General features: G+C 40.1%; 18 protein-coding genes. 11 read left to right on the top strand and 7 right to left on the bottom strand.

The window, feature by feature from the left end:
* Positions 1–75: 75 nt before the first annotated feature.
* Positions 76–798: a 3'-5' exonuclease gene (locus SLH46_RS17620; RefSeq protein ID WP_320282531.1), complete on the bottom strand. Its 723-nt coding sequence runs from the start codon at positions 796–798 to the stop codon at positions 76–78.
* On the bottom strand, positions 798–1,412 hold the full coding sequence (gene udk / locus SLH46_RS17615) for a uridine kinase (RefSeq protein WP_320282530.1): 615 nt from the start codon (positions 1,410–1,412) through the stop codon (positions 798–800). Before udk ends, SLH46_RS17620 begins: the two co-directional genes overlap by 1 nt.
* A 105-nt stretch (positions 1,413–1,517) precedes the next feature.
* Here udk and SLH46_RS17610 point away from each other — a divergent pair, with 105 nt between their 5' ends.
* The 8 genes from SLH46_RS17610 (at position 1,518) to SLH46_RS17575 (ending at position 7,060) form a co-directional block, all read left to right on the top strand.
* Positions 1,518–1,817 (top strand): Dabb family protein, encoded by a 300-nt coding sequence (locus tag SLH46_RS17610; protein ID WP_320282529.1) that lies wholly within the window; start codon positions 1,518–1,520, stop codon positions 1,815–1,817.
* Between the two features lie 39 nt (positions 1,818–1,856).
* Positions 1,857–2,840 carry a type I phosphomannose isomerase catalytic subunit gene (locus SLH46_RS17605; protein ID WP_320282528.1) on the top strand — a complete coding sequence of 328 codons (984 nt, stop codon included), beginning with the start codon at positions 1,857–1,859 and terminating at the stop codon, positions 2,838–2,840.
* Positions 2,841–2,886: 46 nt separating this feature from the next.
* Positions 2,887–3,486, top strand: a complete 600-nt coding sequence (yihA, locus tag SLH46_RS17600) for a ribosome biogenesis GTP-binding protein YihA/YsxC (RefSeq protein ID WP_320282527.1) — start codon at positions 2,887–2,889, stop codon at positions 3,484–3,486.
* A 202-nt stretch (positions 3,487–3,688) separates the two neighbouring features.
* Positions 3,689–4,630, top strand: a complete 942-nt coding sequence (locus SLH46_RS17595) for a ribose-phosphate pyrophosphokinase (RefSeq protein ID WP_320282526.1) — start codon at positions 3,689–3,691, stop codon at positions 4,628–4,630.
* Positions 4,631–4,747: 117 nt separating this feature from the next.
* Complete coding sequence (locus SLH46_RS17590) at positions 4,748–5,362, top strand: 50S ribosomal protein L25/general stress protein Ctc (RefSeq protein WP_320282525.1); 615 nt, start codon at positions 4,748–4,750, stop codon at positions 5,360–5,362.
* An 86-nt stretch (positions 5,363–5,448) separates the two neighbouring features.
* Complete coding sequence (gene pth / locus SLH46_RS17585) at positions 5,449–6,012, top strand: aminoacyl-tRNA hydrolase (protein WP_320282524.1); 564 nt, start codon at positions 5,449–5,451, stop codon at positions 6,010–6,012.
* The gene (locus SLH46_RS17580; protein WP_320282523.1) at positions 6,013–6,390 is read left to right on the top strand and encodes an RNA-binding S4 domain-containing protein; all 378 of its coding nucleotides are present in this window, start codon (positions 6,013–6,015) and stop codon (positions 6,388–6,390) included. It begins immediately after the preceding gene.
* Positions 6,391–6,520: 130 nt separating this feature from the next.
* Positions 6,521–7,060, top strand: coding sequence for a DUF4924 family protein (locus SLH46_RS17575; protein ID WP_320282522.1), 540 nt, complete (start codon positions 6,521–6,523; stop codon positions 7,058–7,060).
* On the opposite strand, the gene SLH46_RS17570 is transcribed toward SLH46_RS17575, so the two are convergent.
* Complete coding sequence (locus tag SLH46_RS17570) at positions 7,057–7,428, bottom strand: thiol-disulfide oxidoreductase DCC family protein (RefSeq protein ID WP_320282521.1); 372 nt, start codon at positions 7,426–7,428, stop codon at positions 7,057–7,059. The genes SLH46_RS17575 and SLH46_RS17570 overlap by 4 nt on opposite strands.
* Positions 7,429–7,481: 53 nt before the next feature.
* On the bottom strand, positions 7,482–8,504 hold the full coding sequence (locus SLH46_RS17565) for an N-acetylmuramoyl-L-alanine amidase family protein (RefSeq protein WP_320282520.1): 1,023 nt from the start codon (positions 8,502–8,504) through the stop codon (positions 7,482–7,484).
* A 209-nt stretch (positions 8,505–8,713) separates the two neighbouring features.
* On the opposite strand from SLH46_RS17565, the gene SLH46_RS17560 reads away from it, so the two are divergent.
* From SLH46_RS17560 to lnt, 3 genes are read left to right on the top strand one after another with little or no spacing between them, the layout of a single operon-like run.
* A complete protein-coding gene (locus tag SLH46_RS17560) occupies positions 8,714–9,373 on the top strand; it encodes a 5'-nucleotidase (protein WP_320282519.1) in 660 nt (219 codons plus the stop codon).
* Positions 9,366–10,274 carry a bifunctional metallophosphatase/5'-nucleotidase gene (locus SLH46_RS17555; RefSeq protein WP_320282518.1) on the top strand — a complete coding sequence of 303 codons (909 nt, stop codon included), beginning with the start codon at positions 9,366–9,368 and terminating at the stop codon, positions 10,272–10,274. The genes SLH46_RS17560 and SLH46_RS17555 overlap by 8 nt, the downstream gene beginning before the upstream one ends.
* Before the next feature lie 16 nt (positions 10,275–10,290).
* Positions 10,291–11,883 (top strand): apolipoprotein N-acyltransferase, encoded by a 1,593-nt coding sequence (lnt, locus tag SLH46_RS17550; RefSeq protein ID WP_320282517.1) that lies wholly within the window; start codon positions 10,291–10,293, stop codon positions 11,881–11,883.
* Positions 11,884–12,390: 507 nt separating this feature from the next.
* Here lnt and SLH46_RS17545 read toward each other — a convergent pair.
* From SLH46_RS17545 to SLH46_RS17535, 3 genes are all read right to left on the bottom strand, one after another.
* Positions 12,391–14,202, bottom strand: a complete 1,812-nt coding sequence (locus SLH46_RS17545) for a glycoside hydrolase family 2 protein (RefSeq protein WP_320282516.1) — start codon at positions 14,200–14,202, stop codon at positions 12,391–12,393.
* Between the two features lie 10 nt (positions 14,203–14,212).
* Complete coding sequence (locus tag SLH46_RS17540) at positions 14,213–15,388, bottom strand: glycoside hydrolase family 43 protein (protein ID WP_320282515.1); 1,176 nt, start codon at positions 15,386–15,388, stop codon at positions 14,213–14,215.
* Between the two features lie 148 nt (positions 15,389–15,536).
* Positions 15,537–19,691 carry a hybrid sensor histidine kinase/response regulator transcription factor gene (locus tag SLH46_RS17535; protein ID WP_320282514.1) on the bottom strand — a complete coding sequence of 1,385 codons (4,155 nt, stop codon included), beginning with the start codon at positions 19,689–19,691 and terminating at the stop codon, positions 15,537–15,539.
* Positions 19,692–19,936: the final 245 nt, after the last annotated feature.

The raw sequence follows: 19,936 nt of genomic DNA, 5'->3' as shown, positions 1-19,936 counted from the left end.
AAGTTTCGAACTTGTTCAAGCTTTTCTCAATCTCAGAATCAATCCATCAGTCCTTCAATCCCTCAGTAGGCAAAGCTACACACTCTCTAAATTCTCAAAAGGAATAATCTTGTCGCCTTTATATTTCAGCAGAAGATTGGCAACGGCCATGGTATCTTTTTCGCAATATTTTACAATGCGGTCAATATCGTTTTCTTCCCAGTATACTTTGGCAACCTGACTACCGTCGATATCGTCTTTTGGCGTTGGAATATTAAACAACTCGCACAACAGCGATAGCGACGTGTAATGTTTATAGTCGCCAAATTTCCAAAGTTGCAAGGTGTCAATCAAAATATCTTTCACTTCCCACGGTTTGGCGCCGGCAATGTCAAGCACTTTTGGCAGGTTTAAGTTATTCACCAAAGCCCTTCTGGAGATGTATGGAAAGTCAAATTCCTGTCCGTTATGGGCGCAAAGCCTCCTTTTTCCTGCACGAGCAAAACTGTCAAGCGCATTAAAGAAATTCTGGATCAGCTTTTTCTCGTCATCATCATAAAACGATTTTACACGAAAAAAAGGTTCGCCGTGTTTTTGTACAACATAACCGGCTGAAATACAAGCTATTTTTCCAAACTCAGCATAAATACCTGCACGTTCGTATAATTCGTGCGGAAGCTCGCCATTGTTGATCTGGAACTGCATTTTGTGCTCCCAAAGTTGCTGCCATTTGTCGTTTAGTTCCGTGTATTCCGGTGCCAGCGGAACAGTTTCAATGTCGAGAAAAAGAATGTCTTCAATATTTAGGTTTTTAAGCATCAGGTTTTGTTTAAAGTTTGTAGTATGTGGTTGGTTAGAATCTGAATGGCGATTTTGTTTTTACCGCCCTGTGGAACGATTATGTCGGCATAACGTTTTGTTGGCTCAATAAACTGGATGTGGCTCGGGCGAACGGTTTTTTTGTAACGTGCCAACACCTGTTCTACATCTCTTCCGCGTTCCTGTATGTCGCGCTGTATTACTCTCGCCAGTCGTACATCCGAGTCGCAATCAACATAAACTTTTATGTCCATTAAGTCGCGTAATGCTTTGTTGGTGAGGCATAAAATTCCTTCAATTATCAATACTTGTTTTGGTTCAACAGTGTTTGTTTCTTCTTGCCTGGTACAACTAATAAACGAGTAAACCGGTTCATTAATGGCATTACCTTCTTTTAATTGTTTTACATGTTCAATCATCAGGTCGAACTCAATGGAATCGGGGTGGTCGAAGTTTTTTTGCCTTCTTTCTTCCAACGAAAGATCGCTGTTGTCGTAATAATACGAGTCGTGCGAAAGTATAGCCACCTCGTTATCGGAAAACTTTTCACTGATCTTTTTTACTACTGTAGTTTTCCCCGAACCGGTGCCGCCTGCAATGCCAATTACCAGCATATTCTTCTATTTATTTGTTAAATGATAATTGAAGATTAAAATTAAACGCTAAGAAAACACTATTTTCGCAGCCATAAAAGCACAAGTTACAAAAAATAGACAGCAATGATTAATCACGTCGTTCTTTTTAAATTGAAGGATTATCCGGCCGAAGAGAAAACGGAAATAATAGCAGAACTAAAAGCAATGTTATTGGGTTTGAAAGGTAAAATCGCTGAATTAAAGCACATTGAAGTGGGCGAGAATTACGAGTTGGATTCAAAAAGTTTCGATTTGGCGCTGATTACGCATTTCGAAAGCGTTGAAGACCTCGATGTGTACCGGGTGCATCCTGAGCATATGAAAGTGGTAAAACGCGTTGGCGAAACTACCGAAGCACGTGCCGCTGTTGATTTTAATTTTTAGTCTGTTTCCAAATACATTTATCGTTAATACTTAGAAATTATGAGTGAGCTGTATCCCATAAAGTTTCAACCTATTTTCCACGAGAAAATATGGGGTGGAAACCGAATGAAAACGATCCTGAATAAAGATTTCGGCAATTTGCCAAACTGTGGAGAAAGCTGGGAGCTTTCGGGCGTTGGCGGTAATATTTCGGTGGTAAGCAATGGCTTTTTGGCCGGTAACGATCTGAATGAACTGATCGAAATTTACATGGGAGATTTGGTAGGCGACAAGGTTTACGAAAAATTTGGAAACGAATTTCCGCTGCTCATAAAATTTATCGATGCACAGGACGATCTTTCTATCCAGGTTCATCCCAACGATAAACTGTCGAAAGAGCGCCACAATGCTTACGGAAAAACCGAAATGTGGTATGTTGCCGGAACCGAAGAAGGGGCATTGATCAACTCAGGTTTTAATCAGGAGGTTGATCGAGAAAAATACCTTGAATATTTCAATTCTGGCAAATTAACCGATTTATTACATTACGATGAGGCGGAAGTAGGTGATGTATTCTTTATTCCGGCCGGCCGTGTGCATGCCATTGGTAAAGGATGTTTGGTTGCCGAAATTCAGCAAACTTCGGATGTAACTTATCGTATTTTCGATTACAACCGGAAAGACGACAAAGGAAACGAACGCGAATTACATACCGACCTGGCATTGGATGCGATTGATTTTTCATATTCAAGTCAGTATAAAACCGATTATAAAACCGAAGAAAACAAAGCAGTAGAAATTGTAAGCTGCCCGTATTTTACCACGAATATCATCGAATTCAGCGAGGAGCTGGACAAAGATTATTATCAGCTCGATTCGTTTGTTATTTACATGACAATGGAAGGCGAATTTGAGGTGATTACCGAGGAAGGTACTGAAAAAATTGAAATGGGTGAAACTGTTTTACTACCTGCAAGTCTTGAGTCGGTTCAGCTAAAACCAACAAGTAAGTCGGTAAAAATTCTTGAGGTTTACATCAAATAAAAGAATATTTCTTACCTTAAGAAACCATTCTAAAAAAGCACCTTTTATGGAGATAAAAGAAGCTCAGTTTGTGATGAGCAACACTGAAGTAGAGAAGTGTCCGGCAGCTGATCGGCCGGAGTATGCTTTTATTGGTCGGTCGAATGTGGGCAAGTCGTCGTTAATAAACATGCTCACCAACAAAAAATCGTTGGCAAAAACTTCCGGCAAACCCGGAAAGACCCGATTGATAAACCATTTTCTTATCGATAAAACCTGGTACCTCGTTGATTTACCCGGTTACGGCTATGCTTCAGTACCAAAAGCTGAGCGCTTGAAATGGGAGAAAATGCTCAAAAACTATATCCTGAAAAGGGAAAATCTGTACTGTCTTTTTGTGCTTATCGATTCGCGTCATGAAGCACAAAAAGTTGATCTTGAATTTATGGAATGGTTGGGGATTAGTGGAATCCCTTTCAATATAATTTTTACGAAAGCCGATAAGCTAAAACCCTCCGAACTGGAGGCGAACTTAAAGGCTTACGAAGCAAAAATGTTTGAGACCTGGGAAACCATGCCTGGCTATTTTGTTTCATCGTCGGAAAAAGTGTTAGGGAAAGATGAAATACTCGCTTTTATCGACGACGTAAACAATGAGGAACAATAAATCAGGGTATTGAACCAAGTAAATGAGCTAACAATTATTTAAGATACATGTAAAGTTGTTAACTTTGCAGCATCTTGACGGATACAAAGAAAACATTATGGCTAAAGCAACATCTTGCTACTTATTATCCAAAAAAACGTTCGTATGGATGGTCGTGTGTTTTTCCGTGCAGTCTTTCGAAATAAAATTCAAACAAATATAAATGGAGATGAAAACTCACCCACTAAAAATTTTTACAGGACGAGCAACCCGATACTTAACTGAAAAAATTTGCGACAGTCTGGACGTTGATCTGGGACATTCGTCGTGTCCGGTTTTTGCCGATGGAGAATTTGAGCCTTGTTACGAGGAAACCATTCGTGGTTCGCATGTATTTATTGTGCAATCAACTCCGCCGACAGCCGATAACTTGCTTGAACTGTTGTTAATGGTTGATGCCGCCAAACGTGCAAGCGCCTACAAGGTAATTGCAGTGATACCGTATTTTGGTTACGCGCGTCAGGACCGCAAAGACAAACCAAGAGTTTCTATCGGAGCAAAATTGGTTGCCGACTTGTTGTCGGTTGCAGGAATCGACCGTTTAATAACCATGGATTTGCACGCCGATCAGATTCAGGGATTTTTTGATGTTCCGGTTGACCATTTGTATGCATCAACACTGTTTGTACCATTTATCGAAAAAATGGGACTCGACAATGTAATTATTGCATCGCCTGATGTGGGTGGAACAAAACGTGCCAACACTTATGCAAAAATGTTGAATACAGGTATCGTAATATGTCATAAAACGAGAGCGCGTCCGAATGAAGTGGGTAATATGACCGTAATCGGTGATGTTAAAAACAAAGACGTGATTATCGTTGACGATATGATTGATACCGCCGGTACTATTACCAAAGCTGCCAACCTGATGAAAAAAGAAGGTGCACGAAGTGTTCGCGCTTTTGCTGCTCATGGAGTTTTATCCGGACCGGCACTCGAACGAATTGAAAAATCGGAATTGGAAGAAGTATATTTCACCGATTCAATCAAGCCAAAAACAGGTTGTGAAAAGATTAAATACATCTCAACTGCCGAAGCATTTGGTGAGGCGATTCGCAGGGTGTATAAAAATCAGTCAATAAGTTCGTTATATTACAAATAATTTCTATTTTTGCACCGCTTTTTCCATAAGCAGACGCATTAATAATGTGCATGCTGTTTGCCCGACCCACAGGAAGGGAGGACTGAGTACCATATTTATTAACGTAAATTACTTAAAATGAAATCAGTAGTAGTTAAAGGAGAGTTAAGATCATCTCTCGGAAAAAAAGATTCTAAAAAACTTCGCGCAGAAGAAAAAGCTCCTGCAGTATTGTACGGTGGCGATCAGCCAATTCACTTTGCAGTTCCTTTTTCTGAATTAAGACAATTGGTTTATACTCCAAGTGTATACCTTATTGATCTTGATATTGACGGAACAGTTTACAAAGCAATTATGCAAGATATTCAGTGGCACCCGGTTGAAGAATTGGTATTGCACGTTGACTTCCTTGCTATTAGCGAAGACAAACCGGTTAAAATTGCAGTTCCTGTAAAAATTCAGGGTTATGCAAAAGGTTTAAGAAAAGGTGGTAAATTGAATACTAACCTTCGTCGTCTTACTGTAAAAGCGTTGGCAAATGCCCTTCCTGATACAATTGATATCGACGTATCAAATCTTGATCTTGCTCAGAGTATCAAAGTTGGTGATTTAACTATCGACGGAATTGATTTGTTGGATCAGAAATCGAACGTTATCGTAAGTGTTGCAATTACTAGGGCTGCAAGATCAGCGGCTGGTGCAGCAACTGATGACGAGGAAGAGGAAGAGTCAACAGAAGCAGCTGAAGAATAAACATATTTCTGTTAAGTGCGCATGAATTTTAACTAAACTCTTGCGCCTTGCATGTGTTTCCACAATAATTTCATAAAACAGAACACATGAAATACTTAATTGCCGGACTCGGTAATATAGGGCCAGAATATAAAAATACTCGCCATAATATTGGCTTTCAAATATTGGACGCACTCGCTGAGGCGTCCAATATTAGTTTTAACGATAAGCGTTACGGTTTTGTAGCAGAATACAAATTTAAAGCCCGTACGTTTATTTTGTTAAAGCCAACCACTTATATGAACCTGAGTGGACGGGCAGTAAGTTACTGGCTGCAAAAAGAAAAGATCGATATAAAAAATATGCTGGTTTTGGTTGACGATCTGGCTTTGCCATTTGGTACACTGCGCGTTAGAGCAAAAGGTGGTGCCGGGGGGCATAACGGGTTGGAAAACATTAATCAGGTACTTGGCCGAAATGATTATGCGCGTTTGCGCTTTGGTATCGGCGACGATTTCCACAAAGGATTCCAGGTGAATTACGTTTTGGGCGAGTGGTCGAAAGAAGAGCAAAAAGAATTGCCGTTTAAAATCGACGATGCGATTGACATCATTAAAAGTTTTGGTACAATTGGTGTCGACCGAACAATGAACTTTCACAACAAAAAGTAAATGGAATCCGGAGTTCGCATAGATAAATGGTTGTGGGCCGTGCGTATTTTTAAAACGCGTAGCCAGGCAACTGAAGCTTGTAAAAAGGGTCATATTAGTATTGCTGACAGCCCTGTAAAAGCATCGCGCGAAGTCCATGTTGGTGAAACGGTAAGTGTGCGTAAATCGCCCATTACACGTAGTTTTAAGGTGCTGGCTTTGTCGGGAAAAAGAATGGGGGCAAAGCTGGTAACTGATTTTTTTGAAGATGTAACTCCATCGGAAGAACTGGAACTGCTCGAAATGCAGAAGAATATGCGATGGAGTGAACGCCAAAAAGGAACCGGACGCCCGACTAAAAAGGACCGCCGCGATTTGGATGACTTTTTCGAGTGGTAAGATATTGAGGGATAGAAGGATTGAAGGATAGAGGGATTGAAGGATTGATACTGGATACTTGATTCTTGATACTCGTAGCTAGAAGCTGGTATCTTTTATCTTGAATCATAGAAATTAAAAAACAAAAAATATGCTGGTTGCAAAACAAAAACGAAAAGAAAATATTGTAGAATACATTTTGTACCTCTACCAGGTCGAAGACCTTATTCGTGCCTTTAAACTCGATATGGAGCTAATTGAAGAACGTTTGGTAGCCAGTTATAAAACCGATGATAAAACCAAAGTGGCAATTACCGATTGGTATGCTAACCTGGTTTTAATGATGGAAAAGGAACAGATCCAGGAAAAAGGTCACCTGCAGTTTATCACCAACCTTGTTGCCGAGGTGAACGACTTTCATCAAAAGCTGATGGAAACTTCAAAAGACGGTATGTATGTGCAATCCTTTAAAACGGTTTCTGGTCTCATTACTGAACTGAAGGAGAAAAATCCAGATGCTAAAAACGATATCGATCTGGGAATTACAGCCATTTATGGTTTTCTTATTTTAAAAATGCAAAAAGCCGATATTTCGATCGACACACTTGAAGCCATTAAACGAATAAGTAAATGGTTGGGTGATCTGTCGAAACTATACCGCGATTTTGAAAGTGGTGATTTTGCGTTTTAAATGACCCGGCAGGTTTTTCTTTTTCCAAACCACTTGTAACGATTGTTGGCTATCCAACGATACAAGATATCTCTGAAATTTTTAGGTAGAATTTTAAATGCCCGCAGCCAATTCCATGGTGCGCGAAGGTGTTTGCAAATCTCCAGCACAGCGTCAGATTCCACATATACCTGATCATTCTGAATAAGTAAAACGGAATTTATCTCCTGTTGTAATCCAAATTGATTTAAGATTTTTTGTCCTTCGTATGATTGAAGCGAGATCATTTTAAACTCGCTGGCAGATGTTCTTTTTACGATAAAATCCACCGAGAAATTACAAAGCTTACAAACTCCGTCGAAAAGAATTATTTTTTGATCCTGTTTCACATGAGCATAACAAATTGCCCGGTGTTCGGTTTGAAGGTCAAAAGGCAGAATGTTTATTTGTTTGTTTTGAAGTCTTTTATCAAACCAAGTGCCAGCCAGTTGGCAACGGCCTGTCTGTTATCATAAATTACCAGGCGTTTTACATCGCGCTGGTGATTCATATTTCCGAGTTCGATAAAGATTGCTGTTGGCCAGGTGTTTTTTACCACGTATAAAGGCCGGGTAGAAACAGTGCCGCTATAACCACGGTTCGGCTGGACTTCGTGGTATTTCTGTTCGATTGTATTTCTTAGAATCTTACATGCTTTTTCCCCTGTTTCGCTACGTTTATCGTGGTAGAAAAAGATATCGATATTTTCACCCTTACTCCTGGAATCCACATGCACCGCTATCATTCGCTGAAACGATCCTTTGTGTGTTTTATAAAGTTTATTCACAGCATCGGTGCGTTGACGCAGGCGTTTGGTATGGTTTAAAGGAATGGTGAGATTTGGATAGCAAACTTCGTCCTTGTCGGCTTTTAAAACATTGGCATCACGAATTCCGTCGTTTTTGTCACGTGTGATCATGTAAACCGTAGCACCTTCTTCTATGAGCCGACGAGCGAGTCGCAAGGTTACATCGTAAGCGTATTCATCTTCGCACACCATATTGCCGTTGTATTTTCCAACTGCACCCGGGTCGGGACCACCATGTCCTCCAACCAAATAGTAGACGGCTCCTTTTAATTCGTTAGTTAATATCTCAACATCGGCATATTTACTTCCAAAAATATCGTAATGTACAATTTTACCTGTGCCTTTCGAAGGTGTTGCTGCAGGTTCTGCTCCTCCACCTGAAACGGCCGTGTCGGGGAGTTTGTATTTAACTCCGGCAAGCAAGGTATTATCTTTTCCCAGGTTGTTTTTGTTCAACGCAATAAAATCATCCATGTATTCCGACGACGATAAACCATAGCGCGTAAGCAATCGGTAAATTCCATCGCCTTTAAGAGCTACAACTTCTTTTGTTTGCGCATGCGTAACCTGCGGAAGTAGAAATATTACTAAAAAACATATAAAAAAATATTTCGACAATAATTTTATATGTATGTTTGACACGAACATGATTGATCCTATTTTGTTTCTGTTGAACACTATGATGCTAAAATAGAATTAACGTAAAAATTTATAATTTATTTATGCGACAAAGTATCAGCTATCTGTTGTTAATAACTTGCTTGTTTTTCATTTTTTCATGTAAAACACAGTTTGTTCAAAAAAGTTATGAAATAGAAAATGTTTCTGTGTCAGAGGAAGTTGGGGTAATGGATAGTAGCATTGTTAAGCTATATGCACCTTACAAAAATATCCTTGAAAAGGACATGAACCGTGTACTCGCAATTTCCGATGTTGAGTTGGTAAAAGACAAACCCGAAAGTCCGCTTACAAACTTTTTAGGCGATTTGTTATTGACAGAAGGGGCAAAAGTTGGCCAAAATCAGTCGACTAAATTAACTCCAGTAGTTTCGTTTTTTAATTATGGAGGAATACGTTCATCGTTACCAAAGGGAGAAATTACCGTAGGCAATATTTTTGAATTGATGCCATTTGAAAATGAAATGGTCTTTTTGGAATTAAAGGCCGAACAAATTGAGGAGTTTCTGCATTATATTGCTGAACACGGTGGTGGCAGCGTTGGTGGAATACAGATGGTGATCAACGATGAAAAAGCGACCAATGTTTTAGTTGGTGGCGAAAAATTAGCTATGAATAAAACCTACTGGCTGGTAACCAACGATTATGTGGCAGCCGGTGGCGACGGACTTGAAATGTTCCAGAATAGTGTGCAATATATAAATAGCGGAGTGAAAATCAGAGATGCGATTATCAGCTTCCTGGAAGACAAGAACAAAAAGAATGAGCACATTACCACTAAGCTGGACGGGAGGATAAGGAATGAATAGAAGAAGATTTATTAGAAATGTAGCAGCAGGAACAGCCGGAATAACCTTAGGAGCAGTTCCGTACGAATTATTTGCTCACGAAGATTTTACCACTATATCGATATTGCATACCAACGATATTCATTGTCATATCGAGCCGTTTACAGGATCCAATGAAAGGTACGCCAATAAAGGTGGTTTGGCCCGCATTGCTCAGTTGGCTGCTATTCAAAAACAAAATAATCCGAATACTTTGCTACTCGATGCAGGAGATATGTTCCAGGGAACACCTTACTTCAACTACTTTAAAGGTGAGTTGATGCTTAAGGTAATGAGCCAGGTTGGTTACGATGCCGGTACCATTGGGAATCACGAATTTGATAACGGTTTACAGGGAATAAAAGACCCGCTGCCAAACGCCGAATTCCCGATTATTTCTTCGAATTACGATTTCTCGGATACAATTCTGTCGGGTAGTTTTCCCGCGTACAGGATCTTTAAACGCGCCGGCGTTAAAATTGGAATTTACGCTGTAGGTATCGAGTTGGAAAATCTTGTAGGAAAGAAAAACTACGGAGCAACGGTCTATAATGAGCCGGTGGAAATTGCTCAAAAAATGGAGAGCTTCCTGAAAAACGATAATAAGTGCGATTTGGTTATTTGTTTATCGCACCTCGGATTACGTTATCGTGACGATAAAGTGAGTGACATGGTATTGGCTTCAGAAACTTCGTTTACCGATTTAATTATTGGCGGGCACACACACTCATATCTCGAAAAACCACTGGAAGAGAAGAACAAAGTAGGAAATCCTGTAATCGTAAATCAGGCCTGGTGGGGTGGTCTTGTGGTTGGAAAAGTTGATTTTGTTTTCGAAAAATCTAAAAAGAATAAAAAAGCAGTTTATTCTGATTTACTATAACTAATTTTTAATGCCTATGAAAAGGATTCACAGGCTGTTACTTTCCGGTTGTGCGGGATTATTATTAAGTCTGCCCTGGTTTGGTTTGCCCGGCTGGATTTTATTCTTTGCGTTTGTCCCGCTACTTTATCTCGAACATTTCTTTTATAAATACAAAGAGGGATTTCCAACGGTATCGTTGTGGGGCCATGTTTTTTTTGCTGCTCTTATCTGGAATATTCTGGCTTCGTGGTGGATGACAAAAGTATCGTTGGTGGGAGTTGGGTCTGCCATGATTTTTAATGCCTTTTTGATGTCGACGGTATGGTGGGCTGCCCATTCAATTCGTCGAGACTTGTCATCGCCTTTAGGATACATTTCGCTGGTTGTGTTTTGGATTTCGTTGGAATACCTGCAGTTTAGCTGGGATATCGAATGGCCATGTTTGCAATTGGGAAGCGTTTTGGCGAGTAATCTTAAAATAATTCAGTGGTATGAGTACACCGGAACTTTTGGTGGAACATTGTGGATTCTATTGTTGAATATCTTTTTATTTAAACTGCTTCAATCCTTCCTTGATAAAACAAAACAGTTAAAAGTTAAGCTAACCTATGTTACCGTGTCCGGCCTGTTTATTTTGGTGCCCATTGTTTGGTCGTTGATTTTGTATACTGGTTATACTGAAGAAAAAAATCCTATTCATATTTCGATTATTCAGCCAAACGTTGATCCTTATACTGAGAAATTCGATATGGAATCGGAAGAGCAAAAACTTGACGACTTTTTACGTTTGGCTACACACGTTACCACCGACAGCACCGATCTTATTGTTGGACCGGAAACGGTTTTCGAGCATCAGTACCTGTGGAATGAGGACGGATTTCAATCGAATCATTTTCTTAACGAATTACAGCATTTCCTAAATAATTTTAAAAAAGCAGAACTCGTTTTTGGTGTCTCGTCGTTTAAGGTTTATGAGAATGAGGATGAAATTACTCCCTCTGCGCAGAATAAGGATGGTGTAATTTACGACCGGTTTAATACAGCTTTGCTTTTAGATCGTGCCGGTGAGACTCAGATTTACCATAAATCGAAACTGGTTGCAGGAGTGGAAAAGGTACCTTTTCAAAAGTATTTTTCTGTATTAAAGAATAACTACATCGATTTGGGAGGAACATCCGGTACGCTGGGCAGACAAACAGAAGCCTCCAATTTGGAAATGCAAAACGGAGTGGTGATTGCACCGGTAATTTGTTTCGAGTCGGTGTTTGGAGCCTACGTAAGCGACTATGTAAAAAAGGGAGCAGAATTAATAGTTGTAATGACCAACGATGGCTGGTGGAAGAATTCACGCGGTTACAAACAGCACCTTTTGTTTTCACAATTGCGGGCAATCGAAACCAGGCGCAGTATTGCACGGGCGGCAAATACCGGAACGTCATGTTTTATCAATCAGAGAGGAGAAGTTTTACAAGCTACAAACTGGTGGGAAGCAGCTGCAATTTCGGGTTGTGTAAATAAAAACGATGAGATTACTTATTATGTGGAGCATGGCGATTTTATACCTCGCGCAGCTATTTTTGTAAGTATAATGATTGTGTTGTTGGTATTTGTAAGAAGGTTCAGATAAGGACAAAAAAAATCCGCACTAATCCATTGCGAAAACCCCTGTATAACAGGATTTGAGCGCCCGGCTGATCAAACTTCCACCGGTCCGAAGACTCACCCCGATAAATCGGGACTACAAGGCCTGCTTTTACAACCATAAAGAGCTTACTCGGTTTAATTTTTTCTGTTGAGTTTACCAATTTTAGATTAATGCGGAAAATATTTTTTCTCTCTCAAAGAACTCGTTTTGTATGTTTCAAATGTAGCTGTAAGCTTTGTTATTTGCAAATTTTGGAAGTTAATTTTAGCGCTCTAAAAGGTAAGGTATTGTTGGATAGTAGCTTAAATAGAGCTTATTTTCGATAAAATTCAATATGAAAAAACAGGTAGTTTTACCGGTCGTATTTTTATGATAGATAATGGTAGGATTAGAAATGAATAAAAACAAAAAAAGTCCACCAAACAATAAGCTTTGAACTTGAGCTTACTGGTTGATGGACAATCTCTTTCGCATGATTAACTGTAAATTTTAATCTCCGAACTCTTCAGCCTTTTTGTTGTAGTAGTCCTGCAAAACAAAAAAGGCTTTCTTTTTAATTCCTTTTTCAGATATCAAACCTTTTCTGTTCCAGCCATCCTGAACATCAGGTAGCTGACGCAGCGGAGACATAAAATCAGTTAATATCCAAGGTGTCATACCGGCCAGTCCGTCAATTTTATCAAACATATCAATACTTTCGCGGTACAAATATTCCTGAAATTCTTCACTCCAACGGGTGAGACTGTCGGCATAAAATCCTTGTAAGGCCCCGCCTCCAAACTCACTCACAATAATTGGCTTGTCTTCATCCGACGAGATAACTTTCTCACGGCACTCATCGGGTAAACCGCCGTACCATCCCAAATATTCGTTGAAACTTACAATATCGAGGTATTTCATCAGCGGATCGTTGATGGTGTAATATTTGGCTTTATTGCCATCGCCGGGCTGGTCTTTTTTACAGGCTGCCGATAATAACCGCGTATTGTCAATCGAACGGATGTGATCGGCCACCGCACCCAGAAATGCATTCCTTGCATCAGATGGAGTAGTTTCGTTTGCAATCGACCAGATTATCGAACATGCCCTGTTGTAATCGCGGTTGATTACTTCAGAATATTGTTGTTTTGCTTTTCTGAGTACGTCCTGGTTTTCCCAGTCGATTCCCCAATACAAAGGCAATTCTTCCCAAAGCAAAATACCCATTTTGTCGGCCACACGAAGAATATTTTCCTGGTGCGGATAATGTGCCAGACGGACAAAATTACACCCCAGTTCTTTTGCCCATCCCAAAACAAGTTCAGCGTCTTCAACAGAATTGGCGCGGTCGGCACGAAGTGGATTTTCATCGTGTAACGATATTCCTCGCAAGAAAACCTGTTCCCCGTTTAAGAGGATCTTTTTGCCTTGCGTTTCAATTGTTCTGAATCCTATTTGATCGCTCACTTTATCGTAGGCAGCGGAGATTGAAACCTCGTATAGTTTTGGATTTTTAGGCGACCAAAGCTCTAAATTTTTAACATCGATAGAAAAATTACAAGTACCGTCAGCTTCAACAGAAACTTCTTCACTCACATTTAACTCAGGTATTGCAATCACCGCATTATCAGGGAAAACTTCTCCATTGAGATTCAATTTCCCGTTAATCCTCTTTGTTTTATCATGAAGTGAACTTTTATCCAGCGACAGGAAATAGTTGCTCACAAAGGTTTTTGGAACCTCAATCAGCTTCACATCGCGTGTAATACCGCCGTGGTTAAACCAATCGGTTACCTGCGACGGAATGCCGTCTTTAATACGTGTATTGTTTACACCGATAATTAAATAATTGTCCTTATCCTGAATCAAATCAGTTATCTCGAAAGCAAAAGGAGTAAAACCACCTTCGTGAATTCCCAGCACTTTCCCGTTAAGTGTTACTGTGCTTTTGTAATTTGCTGCACCAACATATACAAAATAACGTTTGTCACTCGACAGATCTGGTTTGTCAAAAGTTTTCCGATACCAGATACTTCCTTCGTAGTATGACAGTTTTGGATCTTGAGCATCCCAGGCACCGGGTACCCAAAGCGTTTGAGCGCCGTCAAAATTATACTCAACCCGGTCGGATTTGTCTTTTTGTTTTACATTCTCATAAACCGGCATAAATCCAATTTGCCCTTGTTCGTAGGGGTCAAGAACATATTTCCACTTACCGTTCAGGCTCGTGAATTCCCTTCCTTCGGCATTCTGAATAAATGCTTCCTGCGACCGACCAATAAATGGCAGAAGAACCAGTGCTAATATTGCTAATTTTCTCATCATTATAGTTTTAATTCGTTGTGTCAAATATGCTCAGATCCCACTGATCTTTCCACTTTAACACCGGCAATCCATTCTCGAATTGTATGGGTAGCCATATGTATGGTGCATCAATCGGGCTTTTTGGTGTCCAGCGGTCGGCCATAAAAATAAAGGCATCCTTTTTCCCGGCTACCGGTAAAATATAGGTGCTTTGCGAGTGAAAAGTAAGATCGGCATCGGGGCCAATACATGGGTTCGGATGTTGTGTCCATGGTCCCCAAATTGATTCTGCGGTAAACAGTCGGGCAGCGTTAGGATCCCAACCTGTGCAGCCCGATGTTATCATAAAATACTTACCATCTTTGGTGAAAATGGCCGGTGCTTCGTTGTGTCCGCCGGGAGCTATGCGAATATATCTTCCGGTGTAGCTTAGGTAGTCATAGCTTAATTCGGCAATGTTTAACGTCAGATTTTCTTCCGAAGCAAAAATATGATAGGCTAAGCCATCATCGTCGACAAAAAGTGTCATGTCGCGCGACATTTGTCCGCCTTCAAAATCACGACGAACGAACAATCCATCGTTAACAGCCTGCATCCATTCATCGGTCCACCAATCAGCAAAATCATCGAGCGTAACCTTACTCGATTTCTGTTCTTCAGTCATATTCTCGGGCCAAACTCCGGCATTCGGACGTAAGGAACGAAGGTAGGTGAAAGGGCCGGTAGCTTTATCGCTTACGGCAATACCAACCCGCGCAGCACTGTATCCTTTGCCTTTTAATTCCAAATGAAAGTACAATACAAACTTTTTGGTTTTTGCGTTATAAATAACCTTCGGACGCTCCATTACACAACCGGCTTCAATATCACTTCCAACACTGTCGCTAACCGGCAAAACTACACCTTCGTGTTTCCAGTTGTAGAGATCTTTTGACGAGTAACAATTTACACCCACCTGCGCCGAACTGGTGTGTTCGCTTTTGTGTTCGCCATACCAGTAATAAGTGTTGTCGTGGTATAAAACTCCACCTCCGTGTGCATTAATATGCACGCTGTCGGTATCGGGCCATTGTTTTCCGGGAGTAAAGTTTTGAAATCCTTTCGGCTGTTCTTTTTTTGCATTACATCTGCAAAATACAGTTAATAAGGACGCAACAATTAAAAGATGCAGAAGGGGAAAATGTTGGTTCGATCTTGATTTCATAATACCTGATTGTTTTGCTTTTAGCGCTTCTAATGATATAAGAAGGTGATGCAAAAATATCAGTACACGTTGGTATATAGTGGCATAAATTCAACGTAAAATTGCAGATATTCGATACCGCAGGTAAAAAACGATAAAATGCTAGAACTTAATTCTGCGAATTCTTTTCAATGTATTCTTTTGGTGTGCAGCCGTAAAAATCTTTGAAGCACCGGCTAAAATACGAAGGGCTGGTAAATCCAACCATGTAAATAATTTCGCTTATCGATCGTTTATTTTGCACAAGCATACCCGCTGCAACTTTTAAGCGTTGTGTACGAATAAATTCATTTGCGGTTTGTCCGGTAAGCGCTTTTATTTTTCGATAAGCCTGGTTGGCACTAACTTTTAGTTCCTTGCTGAAAGCGTCAACATCAAAACCTGCATTATCAAGATTGTTCTGCACCGATTGTACAGCGGCTTTCAGAAATTCTTCGTCGAGAGAAGACAGTTCGATTTGCTCCGGCTCAAGAAGTTGTTCCGTGCGAAGACGATCCTGTTTTTGTTTTTGCAAAGTCAGTAAATTGTAGATCTTCAGCGACAACGATGCCATGTTGAATGGTTTGTAGATATAATCAACAGCTCCCAGTTCTAATCCTTTTATATGGTCTTCCTGCATGGTTTTGGCGGTTAGGAAAATTACAGGAATGTGCGAATAATTCAGATCATTTCGGAGTTCCCGGCAAAGTTCAAAACCATCCATTTCTGGCATCATAATATCCGAAAGAATCAGGTCGGGAATGTTTGCTTCGATTTTTTCGAGCGCTTCTTTACCATTGCCGGCACATTCTACCTTGAGGTATTTTGCCAACCCAGTACACAAAAATTCTTTCAGATCGGTATCATCCTCAACAACCAATACTTGTGGCTTTTTACTATCCGTTCCGTTTACAGAAACATCGTGCAAAATATTGTCGAATGTTGAGTCTTCGGGTTGAACCAAAGAGGATATCGAATCTTCCGGTTTCCATTTTTCGTTTTTCTGTGCTTTGGCAGCCAGTTCGCCGTTAACCGGTAAAACAAGGCGGAAACAACTTCCTTTGTCCACCTCGCTGTCGAGTTCTATCGAACCGCCGTGTTGTTCGATCATTGCTTTAGCCATAAACAAACCAATTCCACCAGTACTTTGTGTGCGTACTCCTTTCACCTGAAAAAAGCGCTCAAATATCTTTTCCTGGTACTCTTTTGCAATTCCAACACCACTATCTTCAACTTCAATAATCACTTCTGAAGAGTTGGCCATTGTGGTGCGTTCAAACAGTTTTATTGAAATGGCACTGTTATCGGGTGTGTATTTAAAGGCATTCGACAGCAGGTTAAATATAATTTTCTCCATTTTATCCGGATCGAAATAGGCCATGATGTTATCCGGAGAGATGTTTAGTGTGTAATTAATTTGTCGCGAATCGGCCAATGGTTGAAAGAAATTATAAACCTCCCGAAGCAGTTTTGCCAGGTTACAATGTTGAATATAAAGACTGTCGGGAATTCCTTTTTCGATCTTTCGGAATTCCAATAATTGATTCACCAATCGCAAAAGTTTATGTGAACTGGTGTTTATCAGGTGTGCCTGTTTGTGTGATTCAGGACTTAGTTTTTTATCGTCGAGTAAAGCTTTCGACGGACCTAAAATTAGTGTTAGTGGCGTTCGAAGCTCGTGTGTGATGTCGGTAAAAAACAGCGATTTTTGTTCGTTCATACGCTGCAATTCTTCCGATTTCATTTTTTCAAAAGCCAGTGTGTGCTTTTCTTTTGCCCTGATAACCGACAGCAGTTGGTACAAATATAAAAGACCGATAAACAGTACGAAATAGATAACATACGCCAGGTTACTTTTCCACCAGGGAGGTGTAACAATCAGCGACATGGTTGTCATCTCATTCTCTTGTGGATTATCCGCATTGGTTGCGCTAACTTTAAATGTGTAGTGTCCGGGCGGAATATTGGTGTAGGTAACCGAATTACTCCCCTCGATAATGTTCCATTGGTAATCAAAATCATCGAGCCTGTAGTAGTAGGTATTTTTATCAGGATTTTTAAAATCCATGGCCGAAAATATGAAAGTAACCATTTTGTCTTTGTACGACAGCTTTATCTGATCGACGTATGGAATAGTGGAGTTTATACCATATTTATTTTGCAGCCCTTTATCTTCGAATATACTTTTATTGTAGACTTTCAGGTCGGTCATCTCAACTTTCGGAACTGATTTGTTCGAGATCTTGTTAGGATCCATCAAAACAACACTTGCCAGGTTGCCCAACAGTAGGTTCCCATTTTCCAACAACAATTCTGCATTTCTTTCAAAACGTTCATTTTTAAAATCCTGAGAAAAATGCACCTCATTAATTTCTTCATTCTCAAGATTAAATTGAATGATTCCCCGATATAATCTCACCCATAAATTCCCCGAACGATCTGCGAGTATGCCTGAAATAAATTCGTTACTGAGATATTCGAGGTCAGGGTATCCTTTAAACTTGATTGTAGAATTGCCATCATTATCCTGTGCAATAATTTTTTTATTTAATCCTGAATTTGTTCCTACCCATAAATTGCCGGAATGATCTTCCATTATTGCATTTATTGCATTGTCGTTTAGCGAATTGGTGTCGTTGGCGGAGTAGTAGAACTTTTCAAATTCTTCTGTTTCTGGATCAAAACAGTTTAAACCGTTTTCTGTGCCAATCCATACTTTACCATTGCTATCTTCGTAAACCGACCGGATAATATTGTTGCTTAAAGTTTTATTCGTATTGCCTGCAAAGTATTTCTTCACGTTGGTAATCCGGGCTCCCGACCGTTCGATTTTAACAATTCCAATTTCGTTTACCCCTGCCCAAATCACCCCGGGATATTTTTTCGACGGGCAAACCTCGGTTATTTTATTCCCCGAAAGCGATGGTTCGGTTACCGTATTATAAATATTGGGATTTTTGATATCAAGGTTTGAATTCCTTTTAAACGGATAATGAAGAATACCGGCATCTTCGCCTGCAACCCAAAGACCTGTTGAATCGGCAAACATATCAAAAATGTTGTAGGCCGTGTATTTCCTGTTGTACATCGAATAGGTGAGCTCTCCATAGTCCTCGGTTAAAACATAAATCCCATTCCTTTTCTCGTATTGCAAAAGGTTATAGGTTGTCCCAATCCAAAGCTGGTTTTCGTAGGCCGCAAAACAGTGAACAAAAACCCGGTTGTCAGCTTCATCCATTCGTACCGGAAGCACATAACGGTTTAGCCCTTTGTCGGCGATAGAAGTTAAATCAATTGTTCCGGCGCCAACCCAAAGCAATCCGTTCCGATCTACATGAATGGCAGCCACATTATTCCCGGAAATACTCCCCGGGTTGTCAACCTGTTCGTAATACGACCAGAAGTGCGCCTTTTCAGGTGGAAGTTGCTGCTGATCTTTTGTTAGCAGACTTAATCCGTTTATCCAGCTTCCTATCCACAGATTATCAAATTGGTCGTAAAACAGCCTGTAAACCACTTTGTTACGATCGCCCGTTTTGTTTTTTTCAACGTAACTAATAAATTCTGTTATCTCGCCATTCTCATCAACGATTGCCTTGTTCAGTCCACCGGTCCACGTGCCAATCCACAAGGTTCCGTCAGCCGATTCTACGATTTGAGTTACCGTATTGTCCGAAATCGAATTTTTATTCGGATCATATTCGTAACGTGTAAAGGTTTCGTCTCCGGGATTAAATTTTAACAGACCATTGTAGGTTGTTACCCACAAGATATTTCTCGAGTCTTCGTAAATATCACTGATAACTTCATTTTCATAATATCTGGTTAACTGGTTGGTTTCAGTATCGAGTTTAAAAAGGCCACCGCTCCAGGTGCCAATCCAGATATTTCCGTTGTGGTCTTCACAAAACGACAAGATCCGCTTTGTAATATCAATTTTGGTAATCTTGCCGCTTTCAAGATTCATACAGTTTAATCCGCTTGCAGTACCAATCCATAAGTTACCCTTCGAGTCAACCATCAGCTTGGTGATTTCGCGGTTTGTAATGGAGGTAGAATCATGAAATTCGGGTTGATAAGTAACGCAGTCGTAACCATCAAAACGATTCAAGCCATTCCAGGTACCCACCCAAATAAATCCATTGTCGTCCTGAACAATGGTGTTTGCTTTATCAATTGTAAAACCCTGTTCGGTTCCCAGATGAGAAAAATAAAGCTCATTTTGTGCAGTCGCAAAATAGCAGGTAAGAAGTAGTATAATGGAAAAAATATAAGTCTTTCGCATCTCGGCTAATAGGTCGTTTAATGATATCAAAAATCAAAATAACAAATTTCTGACGAAACCCTGTGAAGTCTATAAATTCCACATTTTCTAGTTCCGGACAATAAACTACTAGTTGTCTGATGTTTACATTCTGATATTTAAAGTCCTCGTAAACGTGCTGTCAAAAAAGTGTTAGCAATTTTCAAATTTATGCAATCGGTTTCAATTTAATGAAAGGTTAGGTCGAATTTGTTTTAATCCTTCAC

The sequence above is a fragment of the Draconibacterium sp. IB214405 genome (assembly GCF_033963885.1).
GTDB lineage: Bacteria > Bacteroidota > Bacteroidia > Bacteroidales > Prolixibacteraceae > Draconibacterium.
Note: the sequence above shows the minus strand (reverse complement) of the source record. Positions and strands in the feature narration are given on the sequence as shown.

Bases quoted from the DNA above. Each gene is read 5' to 3' on its own strand.
- SLH46_RS17620 (WP_320282531.1), bottom strand. From the start codon at position 798: ATGCTTAAAAACCTAAATATTGAAGACATTCTTTTTCTCGACATTGAA.
- udk (WP_320282530.1), bottom strand. From the start codon at position 1,412: ATGCTGGTAATTGGCATTGCAGGCGGCACCGGTTCGGGGAAAACTACA.
- SLH46_RS17610 (WP_320282529.1), top strand. From the start codon at position 1,518: ATGATTAATCACGTCGTTCTTTTTAAATTGAAGGATTATCCGGCCGAA.
- SLH46_RS17605 (WP_320282528.1), top strand. From the start codon at position 1,857: ATGAGTGAGCTGTATCCCATAAAGTTTCAACCTATTTTCCACGAGAAA.
- yihA (WP_320282527.1), top strand. From the start codon at position 2,887: ATGGAGATAAAAGAAGCTCAGTTTGTGATGAGCAACACTGAAGTAGAG.
- SLH46_RS17595 (WP_320282526.1), top strand. From the start codon at position 3,689: ATGGAGATGAAAACTCACCCACTAAAAATTTTTACAGGACGAGCAACC.
- SLH46_RS17590 (WP_320282525.1), top strand. From the start codon at position 4,748: ATGAAATCAGTAGTAGTTAAAGGAGAGTTAAGATCATCTCTCGGAAAA.
- pth (WP_320282524.1), top strand. From the start codon at position 5,449: ATGAAATACTTAATTGCCGGACTCGGTAATATAGGGCCAGAATATAAA.
- SLH46_RS17580 (WP_320282523.1), top strand. From the start codon at position 6,013: ATGGAATCCGGAGTTCGCATAGATAAATGGTTGTGGGCCGTGCGTATT.
- SLH46_RS17575 (WP_320282522.1), top strand. From the start codon at position 6,521: ATGCTGGTTGCAAAACAAAAACGAAAAGAAAATATTGTAGAATACATT.
- SLH46_RS17555 (WP_320282518.1), top strand. From the start codon at position 9,366: ATGAATAGAAGAAGATTTATTAGAAATGTAGCAGCAGGAACAGCCGGA.
- lnt (WP_320282517.1), top strand. From the start codon at position 10,291: ATGAAAAGGATTCACAGGCTGTTACTTTCCGGTTGTGCGGGATTATTA.
- SLH46_RS17545 (WP_320282516.1), bottom strand. From the start codon at position 14,202: ATGAGAAAATTAGCAATATTAGCACTGGTTCTTCTGCCATTTATTGGT.
- SLH46_RS17540 (WP_320282515.1), bottom strand. From the start codon at position 15,388: ATGAAATCAAGATCGAACCAACATTTTCCCCTTCTGCATCTTTTAATT.
- SLH46_RS17535 (WP_320282514.1), bottom strand. From the start codon at position 19,691: ATGCGAAAGACTTATATTTTTTCCATTATACTACTTCTTACCTGCTAT.